Annotated in this window: 17 protein-coding genes; 15 read left to right on the top strand and 2 right to left on the bottom strand. The window is 38.2% G+C overall.

Annotated features, from left to right (window positions below; translation table 11 throughout):
* The first annotated feature begins 21 nt into the window (after nucleotides 1-21).
* Entirely contained in the window at nucleotides 22-1,851 is a 1,830-nt protein-coding gene (gene lepA, locus D3H64_RS04750) for a translation elongation factor 4 (protein WP_121565133.1), read from the top strand.
* A gap of 100 nt (nucleotides 1,852-1,951) precedes the next feature.
* On the opposite strand, the gene D3H64_RS04745 is transcribed toward lepA, so the two are convergent.
* The gene (locus tag D3H64_RS04745; RefSeq protein WP_121565123.1) at nucleotides 1,952-2,251 is read right to left on the bottom strand and encodes a hypothetical protein; all 300 of its coding nucleotides are present in this window, start codon (nucleotides 2,249-2,251) and stop codon (nucleotides 1,952-1,954) included.
* Nucleotides 2,252-2,480: 229 nt separating this feature from the next.
* On the opposite strand from D3H64_RS04745, the gene D3H64_RS04740 reads away from it, so the two are divergent.
* The 14 genes from D3H64_RS04740 (at nucleotide 2,481) to hslU (ending at nucleotide 16,875) form a co-directional block, all read left to right on the top strand.
* Nucleotides 2,481-4,367: an ABC-F family ATP-binding cassette domain-containing protein gene (locus D3H64_RS04740; protein ID WP_121565122.1), complete on the top strand. Its 1,887-nt coding sequence runs from the start codon at nucleotides 2,481-2,483 to the stop codon at nucleotides 4,365-4,367.
* A 9-nt stretch (nucleotides 4,368-4,376) separates the two neighbouring features.
* Nucleotides 4,377-4,976 carry a DUF2140 family protein gene (locus D3H64_RS04735; protein ID WP_121565121.1) on the top strand — a complete coding sequence of 200 codons (600 nt, stop codon included), beginning with the start codon at nucleotides 4,377-4,379 and terminating at the stop codon, nucleotides 4,974-4,976.
* The gene (locus D3H64_RS04730; RefSeq protein WP_121565120.1) at nucleotides 4,976-5,203 is read left to right on the top strand and encodes a sterile alpha motif-like domain-containing protein; all 228 of its coding nucleotides are present in this window, start codon (nucleotides 4,976-4,978) and stop codon (nucleotides 5,201-5,203) included. The genes D3H64_RS04735 and D3H64_RS04730 overlap by 1 nt, the downstream gene beginning before the upstream one ends.
* A gap of 47 nt (nucleotides 5,204-5,250) precedes the next feature.
* Nucleotides 5,251-5,946, top strand: coding sequence for a purine-nucleoside phosphorylase (gene deoD / locus D3H64_RS04725; RefSeq protein WP_121565119.1), 696 nt, complete (start codon nucleotides 5,251-5,253; stop codon nucleotides 5,944-5,946).
* Between the two features lie 17 nt (nucleotides 5,947-5,963).
* Nucleotides 5,964-7,520, top strand: coding sequence for a S41 family peptidase (locus D3H64_RS04720; protein WP_121565118.1), 1,557 nt, complete (start codon nucleotides 5,964-5,966; stop codon nucleotides 7,518-7,520).
* On the top strand, nucleotides 7,510-8,022 hold the full coding sequence (gene lepB / locus D3H64_RS04715) for a signal peptidase I (RefSeq protein WP_121565117.1): 513 nt from the start codon (nucleotides 7,510-7,512) through the stop codon (nucleotides 8,020-8,022). The genes D3H64_RS04720 and lepB (D3H64_RS04715) overlap by 11 nt, the downstream gene beginning before the upstream one ends.
* Before the next feature lie 148 nt (nucleotides 8,023-8,170).
* Nucleotides 8,171-9,154 (top strand): signal peptidase I, encoded by a 984-nt coding sequence (gene lepB, locus D3H64_RS04710; RefSeq protein ID WP_121565116.1) that lies wholly within the window; start codon nucleotides 8,171-8,173, stop codon nucleotides 9,152-9,154.
* Between the two features lie 103 nt (nucleotides 9,155-9,257).
* Nucleotides 9,258-10,118 (top strand): ribosome biogenesis GTPase YlqF, encoded by an 861-nt coding sequence (ylqF, locus tag D3H64_RS04705; protein WP_255420997.1) that lies wholly within the window; start codon nucleotides 9,258-9,260, stop codon nucleotides 10,116-10,118.
* The gene (locus D3H64_RS04700; protein WP_121565115.1) at nucleotides 10,119-10,904 is read left to right on the top strand and encodes a ribonuclease HII; all 786 of its coding nucleotides are present in this window, start codon (nucleotides 10,119-10,121) and stop codon (nucleotides 10,902-10,904) included.
* 72 nt (nucleotides 10,905-10,976) lie between these two features.
* Nucleotides 10,977-11,801 carry a DNA-processing protein DprA gene (gene dprA, locus D3H64_RS04695; RefSeq protein WP_121565114.1) on the top strand — a complete coding sequence of 275 codons (825 nt, stop codon included), beginning with the start codon at nucleotides 10,977-10,979 and terminating at the stop codon, nucleotides 11,799-11,801.
* Nucleotides 11,802-11,874: 73 nt separating this feature from the next.
* Nucleotides 11,875-13,941, top strand: a complete 2,067-nt coding sequence (topA, locus tag D3H64_RS04690; RefSeq protein ID WP_121565113.1) for a type I DNA topoisomerase — start codon at nucleotides 11,875-11,877, stop codon at nucleotides 13,939-13,941.
* A 69-nt stretch (nucleotides 13,942-14,010) separates the two neighbouring features.
* Entirely contained in the window at nucleotides 14,011-14,937 is a 927-nt protein-coding gene (locus D3H64_RS04685; RefSeq protein WP_121565112.1) for a tyrosine-type recombinase/integrase, read from the top strand.
* A complete protein-coding gene (hslV, locus tag D3H64_RS04680) occupies nucleotides 14,934-15,458 on the top strand; it encodes an ATP-dependent protease subunit HslV (RefSeq protein ID WP_121565111.1) in 525 nt (174 codons plus the stop codon). Before D3H64_RS04685 ends, hslV begins: the two co-directional genes overlap by 4 nt.
* 1 nt (nucleotide 15,459) lies before the next feature.
* On the top strand, nucleotides 15,460-16,875 hold the full coding sequence (hslU, locus tag D3H64_RS04675) for an ATP-dependent protease ATPase subunit HslU (protein ID WP_121565110.1): 1,416 nt from the start codon (nucleotides 15,460-15,462) through the stop codon (nucleotides 16,873-16,875).
* A 4-nt stretch (nucleotides 16,876-16,879) separates the two neighbouring features.
* On the opposite strand, the gene D3H64_RS10400 is transcribed toward hslU, so the two are convergent.
* Nucleotides 16,880-17,063 (bottom strand): hypothetical protein (locus D3H64_RS10400; protein WP_233554885.1); only part of this gene is annotated, 184 nt, incomplete at its 5' end.

Here is a 17,063-nt window from a genome sequence, read left to right as displayed (position 1 = left end):
AGTGAACGAATGAATTTACCAATGAGTCATGAAGAACTCAAAAAGAGACAAGAGCATATTCGTAATTTTTCGATCATTGCCCATATTGACCATGGCAAGTCAACTTTAGCCGATCGTATCCTTCAACAGACCGATACGGTTCAGGAAAGGGAGATGCAAGACCAGTTATTGGACTCCATGGATTTGGAACGTGAACGTGGTATTACGATCAAATTGAATGCCGTGGAATTACATTATGAAGCCAACAATGGAGAAACCTACATTTTCCATTTAATTGATACACCAGGTCACGTCGATTTTACCTATGAGGTATCTAGGTCTTTGGCCGCTTGTGAAGGGGCAATTTTAGTCGTTGATGCCGCTCAAGGGATTGAGGCGCAAACCCTATCTAATGTCTATTTGGCGGTAGATAATGATTTAGAGATTCTTCCAGTGATCAATAAAATAGATTTACCAGCTGCTAATCCAGAAATGGTACGCCAAGAAATTGAAGATATCATTGGCATTGATGCTTCTGAAGCAGTTTTAGCTTCAGCCAAGTCAGGAATAGGTGTTCCAGAAATTTTAGAACAAATTGTGGACAAAATACCTGCACCAGCTGGAGATTTTCAAGCACCTTTGCAAGCCTTGATTTTTGATTCAGTTTATGATGCCTATCGTGGCGTCGTCTTAAATATTCGAGTAGCCAATGGGATTGTTAAGCCTGGGGATAGCATTCAATTAATGAGTAATGGCAAAACTTTCGATGTTGTCGAAGTCGGTGTCTTCTCTCCTAAGCCTATCCAAAGGGACTTTTTAATGGCTGGGGATGTAGGTTATTTAACTGCAAGTATCAAAACCATCCAAGATACTCGAGTAGGGGACACTATAACATTGGCTGATCGTCCAGCAGAGGAAGCCTTACCTGGTTATCGCAAGATGAATCCAATGGTTTATTGTGGTCTTTATCCGATTGATTCTTCTGCTTACAACGATTTACGAGAGGCCTTGGAAAAATTGCAATTAAATGATGCTTCATTAACATTTGAACCAGAAAGTTCTTCTGCTTTAGGGTTCGGTTTTCGTTGTGGTTTCCTAGGCTTATTGCATATGGATGTCATTCAAGAGCGACTTGAGAGAGAATTTGACTTAGAATTGATAACGACGGCTCCTAGTGTTATTTATGAAGTGGAGACAACTGATCATCGGACGGTGACTGTTTCTAATCCGTCAGAGATGCCAGACCAGACTACTATTGCGGAAATAAGAGAACCTTATGTTAAGGCAGAAGTCATGGTTCCGAATGATTATGTAGGAACAGTAATGGATATCTGCCAACGTAAACGTGGGCAATTTGTGACCATGGATTACTTGGACGAATTCCGAGTGAATGTCATTTATGAAATGCCACTTTCTGAAATCATTTATGATTTCTTTGACCGTTTAAAATCTTCTACAAAAGGCTATGCTTCTTTAGATTATGCCATTATTGGTTATAAACCAAGTCGTTTGGTCAAGATGGATATTCTTTTAAATGGAGAGGCTGTCGATGCTTTAAGTGTTATCGTTCATAAGGACTTTGCCTTTAATCGCGGGAAAGCTATCGTTGAAAAATTGCGTAGTTTGATCCCTCGTCAACAATTTGAAGTGCCTATTCAAGCGGCCATTGGGACGAAGATTTTAGCCCGTACGAATATCAAGGCCTTACGGAAAAACGTTTTGGCTAAATGTTATGGTGGGGACGTGTCTCGTAAGCGTAAACTTTTAGAAAAACAAAAGGAAGGTAAGAAACGGATGAAAGCTGTTGGGTCTGTCGAGATTCCACAAGAAGCATTTATGTCTGTTTTGAACTTAGATGAAGAAAATAAATAACCAGTCACAAGTTGACTGGTTTTGTGGGGTGTTTCATTTGGAACACCCTTTATTTATGGAACTTTCTAGTAGTGGCTTGTAAATCGCAAGAGATAAGCTTTTATAGCGTTTGGCTATTATAGGATCCAGGATGTAATCTCCCTTTGTAATGTTGCCGATCCAAACGATTAAGATGGCGGACGGGTGCTTTACCATATGGATAGCTGGCAAGGATCTTTTCTATGAGTCCGGCATCTGCACCAGGATCTTTTGGAAATTGGCTGATCCATAAGGGGTCAAATCTTTGGACGTAAGTGTTCAATAATTCTGCATAAAGGCTGGTGTACTCTTCTTTTTTTAGATGGGCTGATTGAATTTTCTCAAGGCAAGTATTGAGTTGCTTTAGGGCTTTAGGGCGCATAGACAAATATCTCCTTACATATGATAAGATGACTTTAGTATAACATGTAGGATGTAAAGAACGGAGATTTATATGAGCTAAAAGAGTAAGATGGTAAAAACTAGGAACAAAAGATTTTATTTTGAAGGCTTAGTGAAAAGTTAAAAGGCTCCTAAATTACAGCTTACCTGGCGTCATGTGGAGAAAAAATGATACAATAATAGCAATGCTGTAGGGAATAGGTGATAGTTTGAAAAACTTACGAATTGATTGCATAAGTAAATCTTATGGTGTAAAAGCTCTTTTAGAAGAAGCTCAACTGCTAGTCAATGAAGGAGACCATGTTGGCTTAGTCGGTAAAAATGGGACTGGGAAATCAACTTTCTTTGACATATTAGCGGGTAAACAAGAAGCGGATGACTTAAAAATGGATCATCCCAATGATTATCGTATTGAATTGTTGGATCAAGATAAACACTTTCCAAGTGATTGGACCTTGAGGGAGGCCATGCTAAGGGAAGGTAATCCTCATAAAGAATTGATCGATCAATATGAAAAAACTCTAGAAGCTATGACAGCTCATCCTGAAAATAAAAAGTTGCAAGAAGCTTTTGCTAAGGCACAATTAGAGATGACCCATGCGGATGCTTGGACTTATGAAGCGCAACTAAAGAGCGCCATAGAGCAATTAGGCCTGCCTGATTGGTCAGAAAAAGTTGGTAATTTGTCTGGCGGTCAGCAAAAACGATTAGCCATTGCAAGTGTTTTATTCTCTCAAGCTGATTTACTGCTACTCGATGAACCAACTAACCATCTAGATTTGAGAGCTATCACTTGGCTTGAAAATTATTTGAAACAATATTCCGGTAGCTTTATTTTAATTACTCATGATCGCTATTTCTTAGATAGTGTAGTAAAAGATATCGTTGAATTGGATCAAGGGAAGTTTAGACGCTACTCAGGTAATTACGAGGATTATCTTAAAAAAAGGGCACAACGACTTGAAGAAGAAGCCCTAGAACTTCATAAAAAAGAACAAGCTTATAAAAATGAATTGGCTTGGATGCGTACTGGGGCTAAGGCTCGATCTACCAAACAAGAGGCTAGAATTAAACGTTTCTATCATTTGGAAAAAGAAATAAAAGATAAAAATCAAGCAGATGACTTAGCCATTGAAGCTCAACATCAACGTCTAGGGAAAAGGGGACTTAGTTTAGAAAATATTAGTTTATATCGAGATGAATACAAGATTGTTGAAGACTTAACTGCGTATTGGCAAAAGGGTCAACGAGTGGCTATTGTCGGCCCAAATGGTGTGGGCAAAACATCATTTTTAGAAGGCTTAGTAGGAAATTTGCCGTTTATAGCTGGAAATTATCAAATTGGTGATACAGTTCGGATGACTTATTACCAACAATTAACAGAAGATTTACCTGAAGATCAAACAATTATCGATTATATGACTCAAGTGGGTCTAAAAAATGACCTTTCCAATGAGCAATTGTCTTCTATTCCTCAGCTTTTGGAGAGTTTCTTATTTCCTCGTTCCATGCAACGTTTAGCCATTGGTCGTTTATCTGGTGGGGAAAAGAGACGCTTGTATTTATTGAGTCATCTAACAAAAGAGCCCAATGTCCTTTTGCTAGATGAGCCAACTAATGACTTAGATTTAGAAACGTTGACTATTTTAACGGATTATTTCCGTGAATTTCCAGGACTTTTAATCTTTGTGTCGCATGATCGCTATTTTATCGATCAATTAGCTACAGATATATTATATATACAAGGGAATGGAGATTTTCTTTTAACGAAACGTTCTTTAGCTGAATTAGAGGGAGAATTGTTACAAAGGCAAGCTCCTAGTGAGGACTCTAGTTCGGAAACTGATGTGAAGATACAAGAAGTTCAAAAAAAGACGGTCAAAAAGAAACTCTCCTATCATGAGGAAAAAGAGTGGGCAACGATAGAAGACCGTATCAGTGAGGCAGAGGAAAAATTGGCAGAAATTAAATCTGAGATGCCAACTGACATGAGTGATTATCTAGCTCTTAATGCTTGGCAAGAAGCTTGTGATAAGGCGCAAGCCCACTTAGATGACTTAATGGATCGATGGGAATATTTGGCTGAAAAACGTTAAGGGGATTGTATGAAAAAAATTAATATCTATAAATGGCTCTTTTGGGCTTTGGTGCTGATTCTAGTGGTCATGATCAGCTTACCATTACATCTTTTAGGAAACATGAAGTTTATGTCTCATGGAGGAGCTGCTACTATGCCAGATAATGAGCTAATTGAGGGGCAATTTACCTTGTCAAACGATCAAACAACTGCTTTAGTCAATGACTACTTCAAAGCTAACAATAGTCCTGCTCGTTTTTATATGTCGGCAAAAGAAATAGATATCAAAGTTCCTATAAAATACATGGGTTTTAAAATTAAAGCTCGTTTCAAAGCTAGTGTAGAGGATAGGGAAAATGGGGATTTACGTCTTCACGTGAAAGAAGTAAAAATGAGTAAGTTTCGCCTACCAATTACCTTAGCCTTGACACTGTTGCAGTATACGGACCTTAATCAATATGTAAATTTACATGCGACTAAACATATAGTAGATATTTCTTCAGAGAAACTATCGAATAAATTAGATTTGTTAATTAAGGCTAAAAAAATAGATCAAGATGGGTTAACTGTTTCAACAAGTATTCCATACGCTAAGGTAAAGGCCTTGATAAAAGAGAGGAATAATTAATGAAAAGTTTCTATGATTATATGATGCGTTATCAGAATGATCATCAATTCTGTGATGAAATGGCTAAGTTTGCTAACATGATGCATGAAGACTCTAATTTTCCCAAACAAGTCACAAAATTTTCGGAAATATCAGAATATCTTGAACTATCCAGTGAGTATAGTGCCTTTATTGATGTTTTTGATAAAGCTTGGCAAGCTTATGATGATAGTGGTTATAGTGAATAGTGAGTAAAGTAAGATCTATCTTTACTAGATAGAAGGAGGAAAGTGAAATGAGTACACATATTGGAGCTGAAAAGGGGCAAATTGCTTCTAGAGTTCTTTTCCCAGGGGATCCTCTTCGAGCAAAATTTATTGCTGAAAATTATTTGACTGATGCCTATTGTTATAACGATATTCGTAATATGTTTGGTTATACAGGTTTGTATAAGGGGGAATCTGTCTCAGTCCAAGCATCTGGTATGGGTATTCCCTCTGCTATGATTTATGCGAATGAACTGTTTAAGGAGTATGGTGTAAATGAAATCATTCGTGTAGGTTCTGCTGGAGCGATGCAAGAAAATATTCATGTGAGAGATATAGTACTAGCTCAGGCGGCAGTGACTGATTCGAGCCTTTTAAAAAACATTTTTAATGGGCAAGTATCTTTTAGCCCTATAGCGGATTTTGACTTACTTTATAAAGCTTATGCATTAGGGCAAAAGTTGAAGGTGAATCTTCATGTAGGTAATGTCTTAAGCTCAGACAGATTTTATAATGAGGAGTTAGACAAAAAGAAATTAGCTGATTATGGGGTCTTGGCTGTGGAAATGGAAGCTGCTGGCTTATATACTCTAGCCGCTCAGTACAAAAGATCAGCCTTGGCCATTTTAACTATTTCCGATCATTTGCTAACAGCTGAAGAAACAACAGCCAAAGAACGAGAAAAGACCTTTTTAGATATGGTCGAAATAGCTTTGAACCTATAAAAGAAAAGAGGAAGTTTATGAATCATTCTGAAAATGGTGAGACAAACGAAAGAAAAGAGTCTACAAGTATTGAACCATCCATACAGGAAGATAAAAGCAGTGATACCTTAGACCTACAAGGCAAGGCAAAGCTTTCTTCTTCAGATGAAAAGAAGGACAAGCTCAAACATTTTTTCTTTAATTTTTGGACTGGCTTACTCTCAGGCGTAATGATTGTCTTAGTTTGCTTTATTTTTTATAAAACAGTGAGACCGACAAGTCAGCTGAAAGCTAAAGATATCGAAAAATTGGATCAAGTTTATAGCAGTTTGTCCAATGGCTATGTCAAAAAGTTAAGTTCAAAGCAGTTAGTCGATGGCGCTATCAAAGGTATGGCAGAAGCGACTGAAGATCCGTTTACCCAATATTTAAATGAAAAAGATACAGCAAGTTTTTCAGAAAGTATGGATGCACAATTTGAAGGTATAGGGGCTAGCTTATCCCTTGTCTCTAAACGTATTATCATTATAGCGCCTATTAAAGGCTCTCCAGCCGAAAAAGCGGGTCTAGAGGCCAATGATGAGATAATTAAAGTCAATGGCCGTTCTGTTGAAGGCAAATCCTTAGCTAAGGTTGTCGCTAGTGTTAGGGGAAAAAAAGGAACTGAAGTTCGTTTAACCATTAAACGAGGCAATAAGGAACAAGAGTATAAACTCAAACGAGATACCATTCCAATTGAAACAGTCAACGCTTCTATTGATGAAAAGCATCCAGAAGTTGGTATCATTGAAGTGACTAACTTTGCTAAGCCAACTAGTCAAGAGTTACAAGCAGCTATTCAATCGCTACGTTCCAAAGGGGTTAAACGATTCGTTTTAGATTTCCGTTCTAATCCAGGTGGCTTGTTGGATCAAGCCTTAGCTATAGCTAATATGTTTGTCAAAAATGGACAAAACTTAATGCAAACAGAAGATAGAGACCACAAACGCGTCATTTATAAAGCTAGTGATCAGCTAGGTAGCTTAAAGGTAACTGAACCAACTGTGATGTTAATTAATGGAGGCTCTGCTTCGGCTTCTGAAATTGTAGCGGGAGCTTTAAAGGAATCGGCGGGTATTCCATTAGTCGGGGAGAAAAGCTTTGGTAAGGGAACGGTTCAAACTGTTCAAGAATTGGCGAATAAAACAGAGCTAAAATTTACTGTTAATAAATGGTTAACCCCCAAAGGCAATTGGATCCATCGATTGGGTATCCAACCAACAGATCCAATTGAGCCAGCAAAAGCTTCCAAACTTTTAATGGTCATTTCAAGTGATAAATTAGTTAAAGGCAAAGAGAACGAAGAAATTTTAAATCTTAACCTTGTTTTACGTGAATTGGGTTATCAGCTTCCAGCGGCTATTACTTACGATGATAGTACCGAAAGTGCCATTAAATCATTCCAACAAGCTCATCATTTGAAAGTTACCGGTCAAGTAGATGATGATACAGCAGCCAGCTTAACTCAAAGCCTAAGAGATCAGTTGAAGACTCAAGATCCGCAAAAAGACGCGGCTATAAAGAAAGTTTTGGAGTTGAATTATAATGCTCACTAAACTCCGTAAATCTCGCTACTTCTTTCACTTTTTAGGTGGATTATGTGCTATTCTTGTTATAGTAGTTTTAAGGAGTTGGGTCTTGATTCCTGCTCAGGTCGGTGGCCATTCGATGATGCCTAATATTAAACCTGAAGAATCCTTGCTTTGTACTCCGCTACACAGTTTGAAACGCTTTGATATTGTTATTTTTGAAGATTCTTCTAAGCATACTTATATCAAAAGAGTTATTGGTTTACCGGGAGAAACGATTGACTATAAAAATAATCAATTATATGTAAATGGACAGCTAGTGAAGGAAAGTTATGCTAAGAATATTGTAGAAACAGCTGATTTTAGAATGGATGAAGTGACTAAGGCTAAACGCATTCCAAAAGATCATTATTTTGTGCTAGGCGATAATCGATCACTGTCTTATGATTCACGGATGTTTGGTTTTGTATCAAAAGAAAATATTATAGGGCGTGTTATTTTAAGGATAAAGCCTTTTAAATTTTTATAAGCACTTGAATTATTCCATAGATTCTTTTCTTATGAAAAAAGTTATAGCTTGTGTGCTTTTAAGTAAACACTAATTAGGCCAATCCTTATCTTGACAGCTTGTAGGATCATCAAAAATTTAACAGCTGCTGTTTAAAAGGAGATTAATTATGGCGCCATCAGATGATAAACATTTTGTCTCACAACAGCTCCCCTCAAGGAATGAGACGCATTTAAAGAAAGGGATTTTTAGGCATAAGAAGAAATCGGGCAAAAGGGACTCTCAATTAGGTCAACATTCCTTAAAGAGCTTGACTCTAAAAGGAGGCAAGAAGCTAGATCAAGAGCATCAGTCATCTTTTTCAAGGGATGCTGATTTATGCCCCAAAAACCAGTCTTCTTTAAAAAATCCTTCTTTTAAAGGCTCAACTTCTGATCAAGGAGAAAGCAGTTTAAAAAGACGGGCAGAAAATAAGGCTGAAGAAAGGCAAATCAATAGACAGCATAAGATAGCTGAAGAGGAGATGACTGAATCTATGCCAAATAAGTCAGGAGGCAAAAAAAATAAAGCTAAAGGAACAGAAAGTCAACCACTTTTTCGGCAACTATTGGACTGGGTGTTTACTTTAGCCATATCTTTCCTTTTATTTTGGGGAATAAATAACTATATAGCTCATACTTATCGGGTTAGTGGTAGTTCTATGTACCCAACTTTACAAGATGGGGAAAGAGTTATTGCGAATAAACTTGAAAAAGTAGACCGCTTGGATATCGTCGTTCTCGATGCACCAGATGCAACAGGTAAAGAATATGTAAAACGTGTTATAGGTATGCCTGGTGACAAAATAACTTATGTGAATGGCAAATTATTTGTTAATGACAAGCAGATTAAGGAAAGTTTTACCAATAAGGCAGAGAAATTTCCAATTGATGGTAAAGATACCTATGGAACGCCTAATTTCACCTTGCAAATGTTAACGGGAGAGATGGTAGTTCCAGATGGTCAGTACTTTGTTATGGGGGATAACCGGGGGCATTCCAACGATTCTCGTGCCTTTGGATTCGTTGATCAAGAGGCGATTCATGGGGTTGTTCGGTCTATTTATTGGCCTTTGAATAAGCTTCAATGGTTAAAAACGCCTAGTGACAAGTAGAGGGTGATTTATCCCCTAAGCTTACTTTGACTGCTAGGAGGGAGTGATCACCAGATAGTGGTCACTTCTTTATTTTTAAAAATATAGAAAGAAGGTTCGTGCAGTGACAAAAGTTATACAGTGGTTTCCTGGGCATATGGCTAAAACTATCCGTCAAGTTAAAGAGCAATTAAAATTAGTCGATGTCGTCGTGGAATGTTTAGATGCTCGTGTGCCAATGAGTAGTCGTAACCCCTTAATTGACCAATTGGCTGCTCATAAAAAACGTGTGATTGTTTTAAATAAAGTTGATCTAGCTGATCGATTGCAAACCAACTTATGGAAAGAATATTTTGAATCTTTGGGCTACACAACAGTTCTTTTAAATGCCAAAATGGGTCAGGGCTTAGATCATTTACAGATGGCGCTTAGAGACCTTATGGCTAGTGAATTGGACCGACTAAAGGAAAAAGGCGTGGTGGAAAGAACAATACGCTTATTGATTTTAGGGATACCTAACGCAGGAAAGTCAACCTTAATTAATCGTATGGTAGGTAAAAATCAAGCGGAAACTGGTAATCGCCCAGGGGTGACCAAGGCTTTGCGTTGGTTGAAATATGGAAAGGATTTTGAACTCTTAGATACACCAGGTATTTTATGGCCTAAATTCGAAGATCAGTCCATAGGCTATCGTTTAGCTATTACAGGTGCTATAAAAGATCAGTTACTTTATATGGACGATATTGCTTTGTTTGCTTTAAAGGAGATTGGCCCTAGTCTTAAAAACGCACTAGAGGAACGCTATGGTATAGAATTGCCAACTGATGTTTTAGCCTTACCACAATACTTAATGGATATCACACAAAAGATGGGCTATAAAGACGATTATGAAAGGGCAAGTGAACGCCTTATTACCGAATTACGGCAAGGACGGTTGGGATCATTTACCTTGGATGATTTTTATCGAACAGAAGGGGTTAACTAGATGGAAAGTATTCAAATCATCCGCGAAAAACTTAAAAGTATTGTAGATAGGGAAGATCCTTATGTGAAAAATCTCCTCAAGGATGAGAGGAAAGGGGTAAAGAAAGCCTTACTTCAATGGGACAAGCAATTAGAAAAAAGAATGGCGCGTCAAGCTCATTTTGAAGAAATGAAAATCTTTGAAACGAAAGCTTATGAAGATGGCTATACGGGCGTTATAGGGGTTGATGAAGTCGGGAGAGGTCCTTTAGCTGGGCCTGTTGTAGTAGCAGCTGTTAAACTCCCTTGGCCATTAACCGTAGATGTTGGCTTAAATGATAGCAAGCTTTTAAATGCAAAAGATCGAGTGCGAATTGCTGAATGGGTGAAAGAGAATGCTTTAGCTTATGCGATTGTGGAAAGAGATAATCGAGCTATTGATCAGTCGAATATTTTGGCCATGACTAAGGAAGCCATGCAAGAAGCTATTTTAAAAGTGGCTGATGCGAATGATTTTGTGCTGATTGATTCTGTAGGACTGGATATTCCTTATGGGCAAGCCCACCCGGATAAAGGGGATCAAAAAAGCCTATCTATTGCTGCAGCATCTTGCCTAGCTAAAGTTTATCGGGATCAGCTGATGATGGAGTTTGATAAACAATATCCTGTCTATGATTTTTGCCACAATATGGGTTACGGGACTAAAAATCATCTGGAGGGTTTAAAAAAATATGGGCCTTCTCCGATTCATCGTTTGTCTTTTGCTCCTGTTTCTCATTTTTCTAATCGATTGAAAAAAGAACCATAAAGTAGGAAAGTTGGGCGTCAATTTTACCTGAGCTAGCGTATTTTATTCTTGAATAAAGGAGGCTAGGGTAAAATGACCCCGTTTGATTACTACTTACTTTTGATCCACTTGTCGAAAATACCTTTTGACAGGAAATATCGTTATGCCGCTAAACTTCTAGAGGATAGGCAATGCCCCGATAATTTAAGGGCTTTTTCAAAACGAATAGGTCATTTTGTCTGGCCTGAAAAAGAAGCAGATTTTATCCTTCAACAAGGAATCTCTTTTATTAGTATGATTGATGAACATTATCCTCTTCATCTTTTAGAAATATATCGGCCACCATTAATCTTGTTTTATGAAGGCAAGCTCTCTTTGCTAGAAAAGCCGGGTTTAGCCATTGTTGGTAGCCGTAAAATGACGGAATATGGTAAAAAGGTTATTGATCATTTACTTTTGAAATTAGCTAATAGAAAGAATCCTCCTAGTATCATTAGCGGATTAGCACTGGGAGTAGATGCCTATGCGCACTATCAAGCGCTTTTAGAAGGTTTAGAACCGATTGCTGTTGTGGGGACTGGCTTAAATCAAACTTACCCGAAAAAACACCGCTCATTAGACAGTCTCATTCGAGAAAGAGGCTTAGTTTTAAGTGAATTTCCTCCAGATACATCCCCTCAAAAATTTCACTTTCCAATGCGAAATCGTATCATAGCTGGATTATGTTCTGATGTGGTTATTGTGGAAGCCAAGAAAAAATCTGGTTCTCTGATCACTGCTCAAATGGCCTTAGAGGATAATCGCAATATTTGGGCTGTACCTGGATCTATTTTTTCTGAAAATTCTTTAGGTTGCCATGAATTGATAAGGGAAGGTGCATCCCTACTTCAAGAAATTCAGGATATTTTTGCAGATTAGATTTGACAAAGACGGGGGTTTGAAATACTATGGTAACGATTCAATGTATTAACACGAGCAAAGGAGAATTGGCTTGTCATACAAGTATTTAGTTATCGTCGAATCCCCAACAAAATCCAAGACTATAGAACGCTATCTTGGGAGTCAATATAAAGTTGTAGCCAGCAAAGGACATCTGAGAGACTTACCTAAAAGTAAAATGGGGATTGATATAGAAGATCATTATCAACCTAACTACATCTCCATACGAGGTAAAGGGCCTATTATTAAAGATTTAAAGAGATTAGCTAAAAAGGCAGAAAAAATATATCTCGCGAGTGACCCGGATCGTGAAGGAGAAGCAATTGCTTGGCACTTATCCTACCTATTAGGCTTGGATGCAAATGAGCCTATTCGGGTGGTTTTTAATGAAATCACAAAAGATGCGATTAAAGAGGCCTTTAAACATCCCCGTCCAATAGAAAAAGATTTGGTCGACGCACAACAAGCACGTCGTATTTTGGATCGCTTGGTGGGCTATACCCTTTCTCCTATTTTGTGGGAAAAGGTAAAAAGAGGCTTAAGTGCAGGGCGGGTTCAATCTGTTGCCCTGAAACTTATCATTGATCGTGAAAAAGAAATTGCCGACTTTGTTCCAGAAGAATATTGGACCATTGAAGGTAAATTTAAGAAAAGCAAAAGTTTTACAGCTAGTTTCTATCAATACAATGGTGAAAAATGTCCATTAAATTCAGAAGAAGAGGTCAATAAACTTCTGGCTGAAATTGATAAAACGAAAGCCTTTCTAGCACAAGAAGTGACTAGTAAAGAAAGAAATCGAAACCCTTATCAACCATTTACTACTTCTTCTTTACAACAGGATGCCTCTAATAAGTTGAATTTTAGGACACGTAAAACCATGATGATTGCCCAACAATTATATGAAGGGGTATCATTAGGGAGAAAAGGCCAGGTCGGTTTAATTACCTATATGCGTACAGATTCCACTCGTGTTGCAGAGTCTGCCCAACAAGAAGCTGCGGAATTCATTAAAGATAGCTATGGAGCGGATTATTTACCAGATCATAAACGAGTGAGCAAAAAAGCGGCAGGAGCGCAAGATGCTCACGAAGCTATTCGTCCAACGAGTGTCTTGAGGACTCCGGAATCTGTTAAACGTTATCTTTCAAAAGATCAATTTAAACTCTATCATCTTGTTTGGACACGCTTTGTGGCTAGTCAAATGGCAAGTGCAAAAATGAAAGTTTTGACGATTGATATGGCTCAAGGGAAAGTTTGCTTCCGTGCTGTAGGGTCACGCTTAATGTTTGATGGGTTCTTAAAGGTCTATCAAGAAGGAAAGAAGAATAAGGATGTTATTCTACCGGACATACAAAAGGGAGATAGTATAGATCTTCTTGATCTTTTACCGGAGCAACATTTTACCCAACCACCTGCTCGCTATACAGAAGCTTCTTTGATTAAAACTTTAGAAGAAATAGGCGTTGGTAGACCATCAACTTACTCTCCAACGATTGATACTTTACAAAGACGCTATTATGTTAAGCTAGTGACTAAGCGCTTTGAGCCAACAGAATTGGGGGAAGTTGTTAATACGATTATTGAAAATTACTTCTCTCAAATTGTCGACACCAAATTTACTGCAGATATGGAAACTGATCTAGATGCGATCGAATCGGGTCAACGTGAATGGGTTGAAGTGGTGGATCAATTCTATCAACCATTTATCAAAGAAGTTGAAAAAGCCTCTGAAGCTATTCAAAAAATCACGATAAAAGATGAACCTGCCGGCTTTTCTTGCCCTGAATGCGGATCAGATATGGTGATCAAATTGGGACGTTTCGGTAAATTTTATGCTTGTAGTAATTTCCCTGACTGTCGGCATACTGAGGCGATTGTGAAATCCATTGGGGTTACTTGCCCTAAATGTCAAAAAGGAGAGATCGTAGAACGTCAGTCGAAGAAAAATCGCTTGTTCTATGGCTGTTCCTTGTATCCAGAATGTGACTATGTCTCATGGGATAAACCTATTTCTAGAAACTGCCCGAAATGTTCTGCTTGTTTAGTAGAGAAGAAAACACGAGGCAATAAGCAAATTATTTGTCCAGAGTGCGACTATAAAGAAGAAAAACAAGCCTAATAAAGGAAAGATGGAAGGGAACTTCCGTCTTTTTTTAGAAGGATTTTTGCTAGAAGAAGGGAGAAAGTGATGAAAGATAGGCAATTGTTAGAGGATTATCTCTACTATTTGGAACATATAAAACGCTACTCCTTTCATACAGTAGTCAATTATCGCCAGGATCTAAACAGTTTTTGTCAATTTATTGAAGCCAGTGGAGAAGGTTCTTTAGAAGATATTAGACCTTTAGATATCAAATTATTTTTATCTCATCAAATGGAAGAAGGACTCTCAAGAAGAAGTTTAAGCAGACATTTATCATCTCTGAGAGGTTTTTATCACTACTGTTTAAAAAATCATTTAATGGATCATGACCCTACAGTAGGGATTCATTTAAAGCTTGGTCAGCGACGCCTGCCGGACTTCTTTACTGAAGAAGAAATGCTCCATTTCTTAGACCAGCTTCCCTTAAACAATGCTTTAGATTATCGTAACAAAGCCTTACTGGAATTACTTTATGCTTCAGGCTTACGTATTTTCGAATGCCAAGAGTTACAATTAAAGCAAATCGATTTAAAACAATCCTTGCTCTATATAAAGGGGAAGGGGAAAAAGGATCGTATTGTACCTTTTAATGAGACGAGCCACCAAGCCTTAGTAACCTATCTCAAATCTTATCGGAATGAGTTAATGAAGGGGCAATGTGAAGATCATGATTATGTTTTCGTTAATTATAAAGGTAAAGTCTTAACGACCAACGGATTAAGGTATATAGTAAAGAAGGCTTATCGATTATCTGGGCAAAAAGGGGACATACATCCTCATAAAATAAGGCATAGTTTCGCTACTCATTTAATGAATAATGGAGCTGACTTAAGGAGTGTACAGGATCTATTAGGCCACGAAAACTTATCGTCGACACAAATATACACACATGTTTCTACGAAAAGGATGAAAGATATCGTTAACCAATGTCTATCGTTTCAAGACGATAACCGAAAGGATGATGAAGAGTGACAACTATATGTGCTATTCATACTAAAAACGGATCAGCTATTGCAGGAGATGGACAAGTCACTTTAGGTAAATCGGTGATCATGAAGGCCTCTGCCCAAAAAGTTCGTCGCATATATAATGATCAAGTGCTGATTGGCTTTGCTGGAGGGGTGGCTGATGCGATTAGTTTAGAAGAAATGTTTACGGGTAAATTGACTGAATTTAAGGGAAATCTTCGTCGCGCAGCCATTGAGATGGCTCGTTCCTGGCGTAAAGATCCTACATTGCAAAAATTAGAAGCAATGCTAATTGTGATGGATGCTAAGGACCTCTTGCTTGTCAGTGGGACAGGGGAAGTGCTCACTCCTGATGACGGTATTTTAACAGTTGGATCAGGTGGGAATTATGCCCTTGCAGCAGCTCGCGCTTTAAAGGATTCTGGGAAGTCAGCTGAAGAAATAGCCAGAACTAGTCTAGAAATTGCTTCAAGCATTGATATCTTTACAAACGATCAGATTGTGGTAGAGAAGATTGGAGGCTAAGATGGATAATTTAGGAATGACCCCTCGTCGTGTCGTAGAGGAATTGGATAAGTATATTATTGGTCAACATAAGGCTAAACGTTTAGTTGCTGTTGGTTTGAGAAATCGCTATCGGCGGATGCAATTAACGGATACGATGAAGGAAGAAGTTCAACCAAAGAATCTTCTCATGATTGGGCCTACTGGGGTAGGTAAAACCGAAATTGCTAGGCGCTTATCTGATTTAGTGAAAGCACCATTTATCAAGGTCGAAGCTACTAAATTTACTGAAGTAGGTTATGTTGGACGTGATGTTGAGTCGATGGTAAGAGATTTGGTCGAACAAGCTATTCGAATCGTGACAGAAGAAAAGAAAGCTCAACATATAGATAAAGCGCGTGAAAAGGCCATAAAGGAATTAGTTCGACAAATGAAGCCTGGGATTAAGCGGAAAGTCAATCAACAAGATTATCTGCAAAATCTATCGCAAATGTTTACAAGAGGTGGAGCAAGTCTCGGCAGTATTTTTGATGTGGATACTGAAGAGAGGGAAGAAGTAACGGATGAAATAAAAACTTCTCGTCGTAGCCTAGAAGAGGATATTCGATCAGGTAAATTGGACAAAGAAGAAGTTGTTATAGCAGTTAAAGAGAGAACTAAATTAGCCGTCTCTAACAATCCGGCCATGGAACAAATCGAATCTATTCAAGAAACGCTCGGTCAACTAAGGGCCGGTAAAAAGGTCAAGAGATCGGTTACCGTTAAAGAAGCTTTGGATATTCTAACGGATGACATTGCTGAAACAATGGTGAATATGGATGATGTTCATGCCTTGGCCATCAAAAGGGCTGAAGAAGAAGGGATTATTTTTATTGACGAAATCGACAAGATCGCTGGGAAAGAACGGCAAAGTGGAACGGTATCTCGTCAAGGTGTTCAAAGGGATATTTTACCAATTGTTGAAGGGAGTCAAGTTCGCACGAAATATGGTTTAGTTTCGACGGACTATATTCTCTTCATTGGTGCGGGAGCCTTCCATGATAGCAAACCAAGTGATTTGATGCCTGAATTACAAGGTCGCTTCCCTATTCGGGTAGAATTAGAAGATCTTTCTGTGGAAGACTTTGAACGCATCCTCAAAGAGCCCAAAAATGCTTTGTTAAAACAATATCAAGCCCTTTTAGCGACAGAAAATATTCAGATTAACTTTAGTCAAGAAGCTATCCATCGCATGGCTGAGGTGGCCTATCGCTTGAATAGTGAAACGGAAAATATCGGAGCACGTCGATTACATACCATACTGGAAAAAGTTTTGGAAGAACTCCTCTTTGAAGCATCAGATATGAACATGGGCGATATTTTGATAACAGAACAGTATGTTGATGAACGCTTGAATCCTATTTTATCGAGTAATGAACTTAGCCACTATATTCTCTAGTCAGCTAGAAGTTAAAAGAGAGTCTTTGACAATCGTCTGTCTCTTTCACCAAAGACAAAAAGTATAGACCAAAAAAGTACGTCAAATCAACGCTTATCAAAGCTTCGATTGACGTACTTTTTTCATTTTTATCCTGAATTCCCCAACCAATAACGAGCTTAAGTCGTACAAATCCTAATTTTATGGTG

The sequence above is a fragment of the Atopobacter sp. AH10 genome, assembly GCF_003664595.1.
Lineage (GTDB): Bacteria > Bacillota > Bacilli > Lactobacillales > Aerococcaceae > Atopobacter.
Note: the sequence above shows the minus strand (reverse complement) of the source record. Positions and strands in the feature narration are given on the sequence as shown.

Bases quoted from the DNA above. Each gene is read 5' to 3' on its own strand.
- D3H64_RS04730 (WP_121565120.1), top strand. From the start codon at position 4,976: ATGAAAAGTTTCTATGATTATATGATGCGTTATCAGAATGATCATCAA.
- hslU (WP_121565110.1), top strand. From the start codon at position 15,460: ATGGATAATTTAGGAATGACCCCTCGTCGTGTCGTAGAGGAATTGGAT.
- lepB (WP_121565117.1), top strand. From the start codon at position 7,510: ATGCTCACTAAACTCCGTAAATCTCGCTACTTCTTTCACTTTTTAGGT.
- D3H64_RS04735 (WP_121565121.1), top strand. From the start codon at position 4,377: ATGAAAAAAATTAATATCTATAAATGGCTCTTTTGGGCTTTGGTGCTG.
- lepB (WP_121565116.1), top strand. From the start codon at position 8,171: ATGGCGCCATCAGATGATAAACATTTTGTCTCACAACAGCTCCCCTCA.
- D3H64_RS04745 (WP_121565123.1), bottom strand. From the start codon at position 2,251: ATGCGCCCTAAAGCCCTAAAGCAACTCAATACTTGCCTTGAGAAAATT.
- deoD (WP_121565119.1), top strand. From the start codon at position 5,251: ATGAGTACACATATTGGAGCTGAAAAGGGGCAAATTGCTTCTAGAGTT.
- D3H64_RS04700 (WP_121565115.1), top strand. From the start codon at position 10,119: ATGGAAAGTATTCAAATCATCCGCGAAAAACTTAAAAGTATTGTAGAT.
- D3H64_RS04685 (WP_121565112.1), top strand. From the start codon at position 14,011: ATGAAAGATAGGCAATTGTTAGAGGATTATCTCTACTATTTGGAACAT.
- dprA (WP_121565114.1), top strand. From the start codon at position 10,977: ATGACCCCGTTTGATTACTACTTACTTTTGATCCACTTGTCGAAAATA.
- lepA (WP_121565133.1), top strand. From the start codon at position 22: ATGAGTCATGAAGAACTCAAAAAGAGACAAGAGCATATTCGTAATTTT.
- D3H64_RS04720 (WP_121565118.1), top strand. From the start codon at position 5,964: ATGAATCATTCTGAAAATGGTGAGACAAACGAAAGAAAAGAGTCTACA.